Source organism: Aggregatibacter sp. HK296, from assembly GCF_980469475.1.
Map to the genome: position 1 here is coordinate 1,209,916 of NZ_OZ413142.1, position 14,177 is coordinate 1,224,092.

A 14,177-nucleotide genomic window follows, 5' to 3' on the forward strand; every position below is an offset into this window, starting at 1 on the left:
AAATAATAACTCACAAACTTATCCACAGAGTTTGTGGATAGAAATATCACACTAAAAACGGGGAAATATTTTTTATTTTAGGTGTTGACAACCTATAGAGGGATAAGTAACATACGCGGCCTATCTTTTGATACCAAATTTATTCCTCCTTAGTTCAGTCGGTAGAACGGTGGACTGTTAATCCATATGTCGCTGGTTCAAGTCCAGCAGGAGGAGCCAGTTTTTTCTTTTGGATAGTTTTTATTTGTCTCCTTTTATAAAAACTAAAGCATACCGAAAGAATTTGAGCCCATAGCCTCCTTATGGGCTTTTATTTTTTTCTGCTGAATCCTTTTTATTCTCGCCTCTTTTATCTCGTTATCTCGCAAATAATGTCGCGCCTCCGCTTACCGGCAAGGTCGTCCCATAAAGCAACGCTAATGCAAAGAAAATCAACATAAGACCGGCAAAACATTTCGCCACAGTTTCAACATTGATCTCTGCAAAAGGTCGACGATACCATTGGCCGATTTTAATCGCCGTTGAGCGAGCATAGCGCACCAGTAACGCAAATGCAGATAACGTGATTCCCGTCCCCAGCGACATCGCTAATGTTGCCGCGATGCCCCAAGGGAACAAATCCAACATATAAGCAAGGAACAAAACAAAAATCGCACCGGAGCAAGGTCGCATACCGATACTCAAAATAATCAATACGCTTTCTTTTATATTTGTGCTTTGATTCAAAGCGTCAGGATCCGGAATATGTTGATGACCACAACCACAGTTGGCATGGTGTTCCGTATGTGTTTCTGCAAAAACAGTTGAAATTCCTACCGCACTTTTTTCAGCAATTCGCATCTCATTTTTGATAGGGCGTTGAATCGTATTAATGTGTAATTTTTGTTTCTTCTGTCGATGCTGTTTATACAGCGTTTTCCCGCTCTTCCAACACCAACTCAGCCCAAGCAAAATCACCATAACATAAGCCGTTCGTTCCAACCATAATTGGCTTAAATTGAAGTAGGCGGAGGAAAGCTGCAAAATCAACACCACCACAGACACCGCCACAATGGCAACGAAACCTTGCGCTAAAGAAGAGAAGAAAGTGATTTGCATGCTACGTGCAAGCTTCGTCTGGTGAGTTGCCAAATAGCCGGCAATAATAAACTTGCCATGCCCAGGACCTAAGGCATGAAACACACCATATAAAAAACTCACTAAAATGAGCAAACTGCCGGCATAAACGGGCTGCAGTTCTATAGCATGTAAATAGGCAGAAATGAGCTGATTAAATTCCCGTTGCCAGAGTACAACATGGGAAAATAACCACGGAAACAAATAAATACAGGCAGCTAGCAATATGCCTAACAACAGGAAATAAAATAAACGGGATTTCATGAATTTCTTAAAAACTATTTGCAAATTAACCGCACTTTTTGTGCAAACTGCGCGCCAAGGGTGTCATCTTCGTTGCGTTGAGACTGATCTAACGAGGAAGCATAGGCTTTGAGCTTTTCATTAACATCAGGCTCCAGCACTTCGCCATGACAATTTTCCGGTAATTGAGAAAAATCGACAGCCGAATGAAAAGGCTGATCGTAATACATAGAAACATAATAAGTCGGATCGTAAGTACTTAATGTAAATTCGTTATCCTGCAAAAGCTGCGGTTTTGACAACATAAAATCAAAATAATACAACACCTGCGCTCCACTGCTCTTCATCCCGTAATTTTGTGGTTTCGCACTGTATTTTACTTTATTGCCTTGTTTATCAAATAAATAGCTAAAGTAATGCTCATTGACCACATTGCCGATAACCTCATCAATTAATTTTTGCAATGCTTTCTTGTCACCTTTTGCTTGTTTTACATCATATAACACAGCGGCTGAACTGGGCTCATCTAAAATCCATTGCATCGAAAACCCGACTAATTGTTGTTTGTCCACCAACACCTTCATTTTCATGTCAATAAACGCATGAGGATGCGCAAAAAGCGTTTGGGCACAAATTAAGGTTATAAAAAATAAGCTTATTTTTTTCACTGGATCACCTTCCCGGTAAATTTGACTTCATTATTTTAGCATAAATAAAAATGCACCACAGTGCGCTCAAAAAAGCATCCATCATGAAAAAATCACCCGTTTTTTCTGATTTATATCAAACAAACCTAATTTTGCATTTTGCTTCTCACTGAAAAATCGATAACATTCAACACCATCAAGTGATTGCTTGATATTCATAAAGTTCCTAAATAAAATAATCATAAATAGCTAAACTACTTTCCTACCTCTCTTCGGAGAGGTTTTTTTATGCCTAAAATTTTACTGCGATAAATTGGCACAACGGCAAACATCAAGTAGAATGAGCCGCCTGAATCATGACAATGATTTTTATGCTTTATTGTTTCTTTAGGGTCATTCCGCATGTAAAAACATCGACAAAAATGACCGCACTTTTCCCTTAACCAGAGAAAAATTATGTCAACACAATTCGTTTACACGATGCACCGAGTAGGCAAAGTGGTTCCGCCGAAACGTCATATTCTAAAAGATATTTCCCTAAGCTTTTTCCCAGGAGCCAAAATTGGTGTGCTCGGTTTAAACGGCGCAGGTAAATCCACGTTGCTTCGCATTATGGCGGGCATTGATAAAGAAATCGAAGGGGAAGCACGTCCGCAACCCGGTATTAAAATCGGTTATCTTCCTCAAGAACCAAAACTTGAACCGCAACAAACTGTGCGTGAAGCGATTGAAGAAGCGGTGGGTGAAGTTAAACGTGCGTTAACGCGTTTAGATGAAGTTTATGCCTTATATGCCGATCCTGATGCAGATTTCGACAAACTTGCCGCGGAGCAAGCGGAGTTGGAAGCCATCATTCAAGCGCATGACGGGCATAATTTAGATAACCAATTAGAACGCGCCGCCGATGCATTACGTTTGCCGGACTGGGATGCCAAAATCGAACATTTATCCGGGGGGGAACGCCGCCGTGTGGCACTTTGCCGTTTATTGCTCGAAAAACCGGATATGTTGTTATTAGACGAACCGACCAACCACTTGGATGCGGAATCCGTGGCATGGTTAGAGCGCTTCTTGCACGACTACGAAGGCACCGTGGTGGCAATTACCCACGACCGTTACTTCTTAGATAACGTTGCCGGTTGGATCTTGGAGCTTGACCGTGGTGAAGGCATTCCTTGGGAAGGCAACTACTCTTCTTGGTTGGAACAAAAAGAAAAACGCTTGGCGCAAGAACAGGCGCAAGAATCTGCCCGCCAAAAATCCATTGAGAAAGAATTGGAATGGGTGCGCCAAAATCCAAAAGGTCGCCAAGCGAAAAGCAAAGCGCGTATGGCTCGTTTTGAGGAACTTAATTCCGGCGAATATCAAAAACGTAATGAAACCAACGAACTCTTTATTCCACCTGGTCCACGCTTAGGCGATAAAGTGATTGAAGTGCAACATTTAAGTAAATCTTACGGCGACCGCACTTTAATCGATGATTTGTCTTTCAGCATTCCGAAAGGCGCTATCGTTGGGATTATCGGAGCAAACGGTGCGGGTAAATCGACCTTGTTCCGCATGCTTTCCGGCAAAGAACAACCGAATTCGGGTTCCATCACCTTAGGTGAAACCGTCGTGTTGGCTTCCGTAGATCAATTCCGCGATGCGATGGACGACAAGAAAACCGTGTGGGAAGAAGTTTCTAACGGACAAGATATTTTAACAATCGGTAACTTTGAAATTCCAAGCCGTGCTTATGTAGGACGCTTCAACTTCAAAGGCGTGGATCAGCAAAAACGCGTAGGCGAACTTTCCGGTGGTGAACGTGGCCGTTTGCACTTAGCCAAACTGTTACAAGCCGGCGGCAACGTGTTGTTACTGGATGAACCGACCAACGACCTTGACGTGGAAACCTTACGCGCATTGGAAAATGCGATTTTAGAATTCCCAGGCTGTGCTATGGTCATTTCCCATGACCGCTGGTTCTTAGACCGTATCGCTACACATATTTTAGACTACGGTGATGAAGGCAAGGTAACCTTCTATGAAGGCAACTTCTCCGATTATGAAGAATGGAAGAAGAAAACCTTCGGTGCTGAAGCCCTTCAACCACACCGCATGAAATATAAACGTATTGCGAAATAAGCCTTTGTCGTTTAACCCTTAACCCCAGACTTTATTGAATCTGGGGTTATTTTTTATATTTCCTCACCATATTTACAACCACATTTCACTTATTTCTCATTTTGTGATTTTAATCACAGCCAAATGAAATAAAACCCTTTAAAATCAAAAAATATAAATATATAAATTATTTTATTTAACAAACCAAAACGTAGAGGAAACATCATGAAAAACATTGATTTATTAATTACATTAACTGCCCATGAGCGCGATTCAAATAATGTTACTATTGCTTTTACTGTCGGAATAAACGCCCTAGAAAAAGGCAAACACACTGTCATTTTATTGCTTTCCGATGCCGTTCATCTCGGCGCTAAAAATTACGGCGATAAAATCGACATTGGCGCACCATTCAAACCAGTTCGTGAACTCATTGATACCTTTATTGCAAAAGGTGGTAGAATTGCCGTGTGTTCTTCCTGTATGCAACATAACGGCGTATCCGAAGAAAGCCTTTATCCTGAAGCAGAAATTGTAACTGCCAGCTTTATTACAGAATCCTTATTTGCTTCACAAAGACAACTTCAACTGAATTAATCTTTTTATATCGTTACAAATAAAAAGCCATTAAACATCGCATTTAATGGCTTTCTTTATATACTTCAAATTGTTAAAACAGGATTTATCTGCTGCCTTCCTCAATCACGCGTGGAAACAGAATATTATTTTCCGTATGAATGTGCATCATTAAATCATCCATAAATTCTTGAATCCCACTATAGAGGGCACGCCAAGTATTACACGCATCTGCCGGCGGTGTTAAGTTATTGGTCAGCGCTTTCAATACATCCAAATGCTCACCGTGTTCAGCGTGTTCATGTTCCATAACTTGAATCGGCATTCTTGCCATCGCATAGTTACCCATTTTGATCATCGGGAACAAAATTTGCTCTTCTTTCATCATATGACTGGTTAAATCACTATAAATATTTTGAATTTCAGCAGCAATGCCAATCGGACAATCATCACGATCGCCGTGAACGGATTCTACTCGCTCAGCCAAGACAAAAAGTTCAGAAAGCTGTTGTTTGTGACGTTCATGATAACGATGAATAATGTGCTCGATGATGTCTGCGTAAGGTGCTGTCAACCAACGTTGCTCATCGTCCTGTTTTTTACTATTTTGCAATTCTGTTAAACGAGCTTCAATTTCCGCTAAATTTAAATTTTTCTCTGCAACAGCTGCGCCTAATGTATCGGCGCCACCACAACAAAAATCTAAATCATATTCACGTAAAAGTGCGGTTGATCCTGGAATTGAAATCGCAATTTCACTTAATTTTTTATCGGCAAAAGACATGATAATTTCCCCCATAACTGTGGATAACAAAAAAAACTGAGTAAAATGGTAAACTATTTTGTAGGAAGATAAAGCACTTTTTCAAAAAAAATGATTTTGTATGATTCAGGTCAAAAGTCATACCTTAAAAGAGTGAGACAGAAAAAAGGGAAAAAAGGGTATGCTAAAGAACATCATTTTATTACCAGGACAAACCATGAACCGTTTATTTACAATGCTACTTGCCGCATGGCTGCCGATGTCTGCCTTAGCGCTAGAAAAAGAAGCCCGTGAAATGCCGAAAGGCGGAATCGATAAGGCATTATTGGGACAAATTTTATTTTTTGATAACAACCTCTCTCTACACGGCAACCAAAACTGTTCCAGTTGCCACAGCCCGGATACCGCCTTTGTTGATTTACGAGAAAACAGCGCAGACAAAATGGTCTCTCAAGGTGATGATCCGACGCGGTTCGGCACACGAAATGCGCCAACCATGCTTTATGCAAGCTATGCACCGGAATTTCATTACGATGAAAAAATTCAGGATTATGTGGGTGGGCAATTCTGGGATGGGCGAGCTAAAAACTTAGCAGAACAAGCCGGCGGGCCGCCGATCAATCCGGTGGAAATGGGCATGCCGGACAAACTTTCCGTTGCTAAACGAATTTTCAATACACCAATGTATCTCACGCTCTTTACTCAACATTACGGTAAAGAAACTTGGGAAAGTGTAGATCGTGTTTATTCTGCCATGGAAGATGCCCTTGCCGTATTCCAAAAAGAAAAACGTTTATTGCATCCTTTTGATGCCAAATACGATAAATCGCTACAAGGCAAATATGCGATGACGGCACAAGAAGAACGTGGTAAACAATTATTTTTTGATAACACCAAAACCAACTGTAGCAACTGCCATCAAGCGCAAGATACCGAACATAAGGAAGAAACTTTCACCAATTATCGCTACTACAACATGGGCGTGCCTAAAAATCAGCGTTTAATCGCACATAATCAGCTCAGCCAGGATTTTATCGATAACGGTTTGTTGGATAACCCAATGGTCAACGGCGATCAACGCCAAAAGGGAAAATTCAAAGTACCTACCCTGCGCAACATTGCCGTCACCGCACCTTATATGCACAACGGCGTGTTTAAACATTTGCGCACCGTGTTGGAATATTTCGATCATTTCAACAACCCTGCGCGTAAACTTAATCCAGAAACTCAGAAACCTTGGGAAGCACCGGAATACGCCGCAACAATGAATCTTGAAGAACTCAAAGCGCCACCGTTAAGCGACGAACAACTGGATGACCTTGAAGCCTTTCTGAAAACCTTAACGGACGAACGCTACGAAACGCTACTCAAACAACAATAAAAACGCTCGCCAAAATGACCGCACTTTTCTCTTCTCTCAGCACGAAAAGTGCGGTTAAAAATCCCGTTGTTTTTTGCTATAATCCTGCGCAATTTTGCTTCCAAGATTTTATTAATGAATGACTATGACAACGAATTATTCCGCCAACGAAATTACCGTTTTAAAAGACCTTGAACCGGTACAACTCCGCCCGGGCATGTACACCGACACTACCCGCCCAAATCACCTCGCACAAGAAGTTATCGACAACAGCGTGGACGAGGCCCTTGCCGGTTTTGCCACGAAAATTGAAGTGATTTTGCATAAAGATCAATCCATTGAAGTGACCGACAACGGACGTGGTATGCCGGTGGATATTCACCCGGTGGAAAAGATATCCGGCGTAGAAGTGATCATGAGCAAACTGCACGCCGGCGGTAAATTTTCTAATAAAAATTACACCTTCTCCGGTGGTTTGCACGGGGTGGGAATTTCTGTGGTGAACGCCTTATCCGAGCGAGTTGATGTCACCGTTAAACGTAACGGTGAAGTGTATAAAATCGCCTTTGAAAATGGTCAAAAAGTGGAAGACCTCACCGTTATCGGTACCTGCGGTCGTCGCACGACCGGTACCACCGTGCATTTCAAACCGAATCCGAAATATTTCGACAGCGAAAAATTCTCCGTCAGCCGTTTGCGTCATTTACTCCGAGCCAAAGCCGTGTTGTGCTCAGGGCTAGAAATTAAATTTATCGATAAAGTGAATGGCACCGAAGACACTTGGCTTTATCAAGACGGCTTGAACGACTATTTAATGGAAGCGGTAAACGGTTTAGTCACCTTGCCGGAACAACCGTTTATCGGTGAATTTAAAGGCGAAAAAGAAGCGGTATCTTGGGCGTTATTATGGTTGCCGGAAGGTGGCGAACTCATTGGTGAAAGCTATGTAAACCTGATTCCGACCGCACTTGGCGGCACACATGTCAACGGTTTACGTCAAGGCTTATTGGATGCCATGCGTGAGTTCTGCGAATTCCGCAATTTATTGCCGCGCGGCGTGAAACTCACCGCTGACGACTTATGGGATCGTTGTGCTTATGTGCTTTCCCTTAAAATGCAGGACCCGCAATTCGCCGGACAAACCAAAGAACGACTTTCCTCCCGTCAAAGTGCGGTGTTTATTGGCGGCGTTGTGAAAGATGCCTTCAGTTTGTGGCTCAACCAAAACGTTCAAACTGCCGAATTGTTGGCGGATATGGCTATTAGCTCAGCCCAACGCCGTTTGCGTGCAGCGAAAAAAGTGGTGCGTAAAAAACTGGTAAGCGGCCCTGCGCTACCGGGCAAACTCGCCGACTGCAGCTCACAAGATCTCAATTTAACCGAATTATTCCTCGTGGAAGGAGATTCCGCCGGCGGTTCTGCCAAGCAAGCTCGAGAACGTGAATACCAAGCGATTTTGCCGTTGCGCGGTAAAATCTTGAACACGTGGGAAGTCTCACCGGAGCAAGTCTTAGCCTCACAAGAAGTGCATGACATTGCCGTGGCACTGGGCATTGACCCCGACAACGATGACTTATCCCAGCTACGCTACGGTAAAGTCTGTATTCTCGCCGATGCGGATTCGGATGGTTTACACATTGCCACCCTACTTTGCGCCCTCTTCCTACGTCATTTCCCGAAACTGGTAGAACAAGGCCATGTGTATGTGGCGATGCCGCCGCTCTATCGAATCGACTTAGGCAAAGAGGTGTTCTATGCCCTCGACGAAAGCGAAAAAGACGCTATCTTGGATCGTCTGAAAGGGAAAAAAGGTAAACCAAACGTCCAGCGTTTTAAAGGGTTGGGTGAAATGAACCCAATGCAATTACGCGAAACCACAATGGATCCGAACACCCGTCGTTTAGTGCAACTCACCTTTGAAGCACAAAGCGAAGAAAGCCAAGAAACAATGGAAACCATGGATATGCTACTGGCCAAAAAACGCGCTGAAGACCGTAAAAACTGGTTACAAGCGAAAGGGGATCAAGTGGATTTGGCTGTGTAAAAAGAAAAGTGCGGTGAAATTTTCAAACGCTTCAAAACATTTCAAAAATTAACCGCACTTAAAAGCTCCCCTCGCCCCTCTTTACAAAAGAGGGGAAACTTGGCGAAAGCCAATAAATTAAACGAATATTATCGACATAAATAAAACGCAAAAATAAATCATGACTGACTCCATCAACTACGAAGGCATCGAACAAATGCCACTACGCCACTTCACCGAAAGGGCGTATCTCAACTACTCCATGTACGTCATCATGGATCGCGCCTTGCCGTTTATCGGTGATGGTTTGAAGCCGGTACAGCGACGCATTATTTATGCCATGTCCGAGCTAGGGCTGAATGCGGCGGCAAAATATAAAAAATCTGCCCGTACTGTGGGGGATGTGTTGGGTAAATTCCACCCGCACGGTGATAGCGCTTGCTATGAAGCCATGGTGTTGATGGCGCAGCCCTTCTCTTACCGTTACCCATTGGTTGACGGGCAAGGCAACTGGGGCGCGGTGGACGATCCGAAATCTTTCGCGGCGATGCGTTATACGGAATCCCGTTTATCTAAAATTTCAGAAGTGCTATTGGCGGAGCTCGGTCAAGGTACTGTGGATTATCAACCAAACTTTGACGGTACCTTAGAAGAACCGCAATATTTGCCGGCACGTTTGCCGCATATTTTACTCAACGGTACGACAGGGATCGCGGTGGGGATGGCAACGGATATTCCTCCGCACAACATTAATGAAATCGCCGATGCTGCAGTGATGTTGTTGGATAATCCAAAAACCACCTTGGATGACTTGTTGACTGTGGTGCAAGGCCCGGATTTCCCGACAGAGGCGGAAATCATTTCACCGAAAGAAGAAATTCGCAAAATATATCAGCAAGGTCGCGGCTCTATCAAAATGCGTGCAGCATGGAAAAAGGAAGACGGGGAAATCATTATCAGCGCCCTGCCGCATCAAGCGTCGCCATCCAAAGTGATTGCGCAAATCGCCGAGCAAATGACCGCGAAAAAACTGCCGATGGTAGAAGATATTCGTGATGAAGCAGATCATGAAAATCCGGTGCGCATTGTGATCGTGCCGCGTTCGAATCGCGTAGATACCGATGCCATGATGGCGCATTTATTTGCTACCACCGATTTGGAAAAAAGCTATCGTGTCAACATGAACATGATTGGTTTGGATTACAAACCGGCAGTGAAAAATCTGTTAGAAATCCTCACCGAGTGGCTGACTTTCCGTCGCACCACCGTGACTCGACGCTTGCAATACCGCTTAGACAAAGTGCTTGCACGCCTGCATATCTTGCAAGGTTTGATGATTGCCTTTTTGAATATTGATGACGTCATCGAAATCATCCGTCACGAAGATGAACCGAAAGCCGAATTAATGGCACGTTTCAACTTAAGCGATGCACAAGCGGAAGCCATTTTGAACTTGCGCTTGCGTCATTTGGCGAAACTGGAAGAACATCAGTTGCAAGCGGAACAAGCAGAGCTGGAAAAAGAGCGGTCATCTTTGGAAGAGATTTTAGGCTCTGAACGCCGTTTAAATACGCTGTTGAAAAAAGAAATTCAACAGGATGCCAAAACATACGCTAGCCCACGCCGTTCGCCGTTGATTGAACGAGCGGAAGCCAAAGCTATTGCAGAAAACGAAATGCTGCCGACAGAACCGGTGACGGTGATTTTATCGGAAATGGGTTGGGTGCGTTGTGCGAAAGGGCATGACATTGATCCGCAAGGCTTAAGCTACAAAGCCGGCGACAAATATTTGGCGCATGCCTACGGTAAAAGCAATCAACCGGCGGTGTTTATCGACAGCACGGGACGCAGTTACGCCCTGGATCCGCTAAGTCTGCCGTCTGCTCGCTCCCAAGGCGAGCCGCTCACCGGTAAACTTACCCTGCCGGCAGGCGCTACTGTTGATCAGCTCCTCATTGAAAATGAAGATCAGCCGTTGCTCATGGCATCTGACGCCGGATATGGCTTTATTTGTAAATTCGCCGATTTAGTCGCTCGTAACAAAGCCGGTAAAGCGCTCATTTCCTTACCGGAAAATGCCAAAGTGTTACCACCGTTAACACTGAAAAATCCGACCGCACTTTTGGTGGCACTCACATCTGCCGGCAGAATGCTGATTTTCCCTGCACAAGATTTACCGGAACTGTCCAAAGGCAAAGGCAACAAAATCGTCACTATTCCGTCCGCCAACGCCAAAGCGCGTTCTGAATTACTGGTGCGGTTATTGTTGATTGAAGAAAATTCCAGTCTCATCTTCCATTCCGGGAAACGTAAAGTAACCTTAAATCCGGAAGATTTACAGAAATTCCGAGCCGAACGGGGTCGCAAAGGGACGCAGTTACCGCGAGGGTTGCATAGCAACGTGGACATCGAAGTGGTGACACCACAGGAATAAAAAAGATAAGGGTGCCAATGGCACCCTTATTTTTTTAGGTTGAAGAACTTTTTTGATTTTCCTGCAATCTCGCTAACCCCTGACTAATCAGCAAACATCCTTTCCAGCCCCAATAGATTCTATGTTGTTGAATGAGCCCGTTTTCGATTTCCATCAATTCTAGAATATCAATTTGTTCACCCTCATCGGTTTGCCTTGGATATTCCCAAACTAATAAACGCCCATTTGTGAGATAGTCACCACGCCGAAACCATTTGACCAACTCATTAGGACGACGCTTTGTCCCTTCCTGTAAGAAAAATTTAATCTCATCCTTGCTATTCAGTACGCCATTTGTCCTATCTAAGATAGCCGGAACCAAAGGACTTTCAAATACCGCATGATCCGCGTATAACGCAATTAACGCCTCAACATCGCGCTCCTTTGCATACTGGTGCCATTTTTCGTATATGTATCGAATCTCATCCATTTATTGTATCCACTTAACCTTCTAATAACGCTAGACGCTCTTTTGCTTCTTCAGAAAAACGGCTTTTTTGTGCGATTAAATCTTTATAAATAGAAATCGCCATCGGTCGATTACGTTTTGTGCCTTCGCCTCGTTCATACATTAACGCTAAGCGGAAAATAGCCTCTTCATTACCTTGTTTAGCCCCTTTTTCTAACCACTTGAAGGCTTTATTAAAGTCTCTAATTTTAATTTCGTTATAGTACAGAGTGCCTAAAACGAGCATCGCCTGTGAGTCATTAGCTGATGCGGTTTTCTCCAGCAAAGAAATGCCATGATTAAGATTCTTTTTGACGCCATAACCACCGGCGTAAAGAATACCTAAATTGGTTACCGCAATTCTGCTTCCTTGTTCTGCGGCTTCGCTGAACCACCAATAGGCTTTTTCATAATTTTGTTCGACACCTTCTCCACGAAAATAAAGTCGCCCAAGATCCAACTGTGCGCGTCTATCATCTTTCAACGCAAGAAGATACATCACATTAAACACGGAGGGCATATCATTGCGTTGAAGAAAAGCACGCCCCCAATCTCTTAGCTGATCATTCGTAAGTTCATTACGCAACAGTTTCCCGCTTTCTTCCACGGTTTGAACCATGGGAAAAACCGGCGTTTCCACAGCAAGAGCAGAAAAACTAAATAAGCCAAGGCCAATTGCAAAATGCTTTAAGCGTTTTTTCATCATCTTTTTACAAAGTGGCATAAAGCAAATTAGCAAAAAACAACAGGGAAATACCGATTTCGGTGAATCCCACTTGTTTTACCGACATTTTTTTCTGCGGTAGCCAAATGGCTCGAATGAATGGCGGCACAAATGCTAACGCCATGAGATATTGTTCTACAAAAACAAATCCAAGAATACAAAGCGCGTGAAAACCGATGGATAATTTTAAATACAGCGGATTTTTACGCTCGCGCATAACGGATTTCACATATAAGGTCGTACCGATAAAAAATAAGCTCGGATACAGCGCTACCAGCCAAATTTTGTCATCAAAAGTGCGGTCAGGAAAATAATAGGATCCCATGCCGGCAATGGCAAAAATCACAATACCCGCTAAATCATTTAAAAAAGCGCGCTCATCTTTTTGCTTAACGTAATAAATACTGACCAACACGAACGGCAACATAGCCGCCACAAATAACGCCGTATGCCAGTTATAAATCAATACCGGAATGGCAAAAATGACACAGGCAAAGAAATAAATCCACGACCATTTAATATACAGTTCCAAATTTCTGCCTTTAAATAAATTCAGAAACGGATAGGTCATTAAATACAAGGAAAACCATGCCAGCAAAAAGAAAACGTGTTGCCAAATCGGGTTGCTGAGCAACATCCCATATAAAAATGGCATGAGCGCCATGACGATGGCACCGTGTTGATTCGAAATCAATAGTTTCATAAATAAGACGAGTGATTGGTTAATAAGTTTAAGAATTTTAGAGGTTTTTCATTTAGATGAACATAGCTCTTGCGAATTATTTTTATTACGAAAAACAAACTAACTTGCATTCAATGTTTAATCGGCTAATTCCACATCCAACAACAAAGGTGCATGATCAGAGCTTTCCGTTGGTTCTGTTGTCGCATTTAATACGTTCAGCCCACGCACAAAAACATGATCCAACGGATTGCCTAAAAAACGTAATCGGTGATCTTGTGCAAAAGAAACTTCAATCAAACCGAATTCCTTTATCAATTCTCGGATGATCCGCATACGATAACCGTTCCAAGAATTAAAATCACCGGATAACACAAGCGGGCCTTGATGTTGCGAAACTAACTGCATCAGTGTGCGAAGTTGTTCTTCATAAGCCGTCGGATTCATTTCAAAATTAATCAAATGCACGTTGACCAATAACAGCGCTTGCCCGTGGGACAGAGGCAAACTCATCGCCGCGCCCACTTTGGGAATACGAATCCAAGGCTCAGATTTTGAGCCGGCACAGTAAAAGTGCGGTGCAAATTGAGAGAGAATTTCAATGCCGGATTGTTGTTGTAAATAAGCAAAGGCGCTGACATAAAGTGCGGTAGGAAATCGCGATGAATATTGCGCAGCCAATTCTTGTGTGTTTAACACTTCCTGTAATAACAACAGATCACGTCCCTGCGCCAAACGATTCAGCGCCTCTTGCCAACCGGCATCTTGTCCTTTATGCAAATTCCAAATCAACAAGCGAAATGTCTTCTGTGTGATTTCGGGGAGAGGCTGTTCTGCTTGATAACAAATTAACTCATCCTGTTTTTTTATCGGATGATAGGTGAGATTTGGCGTCGTGGTAAAGTGAATGTTGACGGGGGAGAAAATCGTTAAGCTATAAAAAAGATAACCGGCAATCGCCGCTATAAGGAAAACGAGAAAGGCGATAAGTTTAAAGGCGTGTTTTCTAAACATCA

At 43.2% G+C, this 14,177-nt stretch carries 12 protein-coding genes and 1 tRNA gene; 6 read left to right on the top strand and 7 right to left on the bottom strand.

From position 1 onward, the window contains the following. Nucleotides 1-143: 143 nt before the first annotated feature. Nucleotides 144-219: transfer RNA gene (locus AC30SH_RS05740), tRNA-Asn, on the top strand. Between the two features lie 138 nt (nt 220-357). Here the strand turns inward: AC30SH_RS05740 and zevB are convergent. Beyond that, on the bottom strand, nt 358-1,380 hold the full coding sequence (zevB, locus tag AC30SH_RS05745; RefSeq protein WP_212510576.1) for a zinc transporter permease subunit ZevB: 1,023 nt from the start codon (nt 1,378-1,380) through the stop codon (nt 358-360). 14 nt (nt 1,381-1,394) lie between these two features. Continuing rightward, the gene (gene zevA, locus AC30SH_RS05750; protein WP_305825888.1) at nt 1,395-2,027 is read right to left on the bottom strand and encodes a zinc transporter binding subunit ZevA; all 633 of its coding nucleotides are present in this window, start codon (nt 2,025-2,027) and stop codon (nt 1,395-1,397) included. A 435-nt stretch (nt 2,028-2,462) separates the two neighbouring features. Here zevA and ettA point away from each other — a divergent pair, with 435 nt between their 5' ends. Next, nucleotides 2,463-4,133 (top strand): energy-dependent translational throttle protein EttA, encoded by a 1,671-nt coding sequence (gene ettA, locus AC30SH_RS05755; protein WP_212510575.1) that lies wholly within the window; start codon nt 2,463-2,465, stop codon nt 4,131-4,133. 204 nt (nt 4,134-4,337) lie between these two features. Beyond that, nucleotides 4,338-4,709: a DsrE family protein gene (locus AC30SH_RS05760; protein ID WP_212510574.1), complete on the top strand. Its 372-nt coding sequence runs from the start codon at nt 4,338-4,340 to the stop codon at nt 4,707-4,709. An 85-nt stretch (nt 4,710-4,794) separates the two neighbouring features. Here AC30SH_RS05760 and ytfE read toward each other — a convergent pair whose 3' ends face one another. Further along, nucleotides 4,795-5,472, bottom strand: coding sequence for an iron-sulfur cluster repair protein YtfE (gene ytfE / locus AC30SH_RS05765; protein ID WP_048749641.1), 678 nt, complete (start codon nt 5,470-5,472; stop codon nt 4,795-4,797). Nucleotides 5,473-5,668: 196 nt separating this feature from the next. Here ytfE and AC30SH_RS05770 point away from each other — a divergent pair, with 196 nt between their 5' ends. The 3 genes from AC30SH_RS05770 (at nt 5,669) to parC (ending at nt 11,268) form a co-directional block, all read left to right on the top strand. Next, nucleotides 5,669-6,832, top strand: a complete 1,164-nt coding sequence (locus AC30SH_RS05770) for a cytochrome-c peroxidase (RefSeq protein ID WP_212510739.1) — start codon at nt 5,669-5,671, stop codon at nt 6,830-6,832. Between the two features lie 124 nt (nt 6,833-6,956). Beyond that, a complete protein-coding gene (gene parE, locus AC30SH_RS05775) occupies nt 6,957-8,855 on the top strand; it encodes a DNA topoisomerase IV subunit B (protein WP_212510573.1) in 1,899 nt (632 codons plus the stop codon). A 160-nt stretch (nt 8,856-9,015) separates the two neighbouring features. Continuing rightward, nucleotides 9,016-11,268 carry a DNA topoisomerase IV subunit A gene (gene parC / locus AC30SH_RS05780; protein WP_249113888.1) on the top strand — a complete coding sequence of 751 codons (2,253 nt, stop codon included), beginning with the start codon at nt 9,016-9,018 and terminating at the stop codon, nt 11,266-11,268. Between the two features lie 34 nt (nt 11,269-11,302). Here parC and AC30SH_RS05785 read toward each other — a convergent pair whose 3' ends face one another. From AC30SH_RS05785 to AC30SH_RS05800, 4 genes are all read right to left on the bottom strand, one after another. Next, nucleotides 11,303-11,737 (bottom strand): nuclear transport factor 2 family protein, encoded by a 435-nt coding sequence (locus AC30SH_RS05785; protein ID WP_212510572.1) that lies wholly within the window; start codon nt 11,735-11,737, stop codon nt 11,303-11,305. Nucleotides 11,738-11,750: 13 nt separating this feature from the next. Next, the gene (locus tag AC30SH_RS05790; RefSeq protein ID WP_212510737.1) at nt 11,751-12,461 is read right to left on the bottom strand and encodes a tetratricopeptide repeat protein; all 711 of its coding nucleotides are present in this window, start codon (nt 12,459-12,461) and stop codon (nt 11,751-11,753) included. A gap of 4 nt (nt 12,462-12,465) precedes the next feature. Further along, nucleotides 12,466-13,182 carry a YwiC-like family protein gene (locus AC30SH_RS05795; RefSeq protein WP_314885404.1) on the bottom strand — a complete coding sequence of 239 codons (717 nt, stop codon included), beginning with the start codon at nt 13,180-13,182 and terminating at the stop codon, nt 12,466-12,468. Between the two features lie 117 nt (nt 13,183-13,299). Beyond that, nucleotides 13,300-14,175 carry an endonuclease/exonuclease/phosphatase family protein gene (locus tag AC30SH_RS05800; RefSeq protein ID WP_371817620.1) on the bottom strand — a complete coding sequence of 292 codons (876 nt, stop codon included), beginning with the start codon at nt 14,173-14,175 and terminating at the stop codon, nt 13,300-13,302. Nucleotides 14,176-14,177 lie beyond the last annotated feature (2 nt).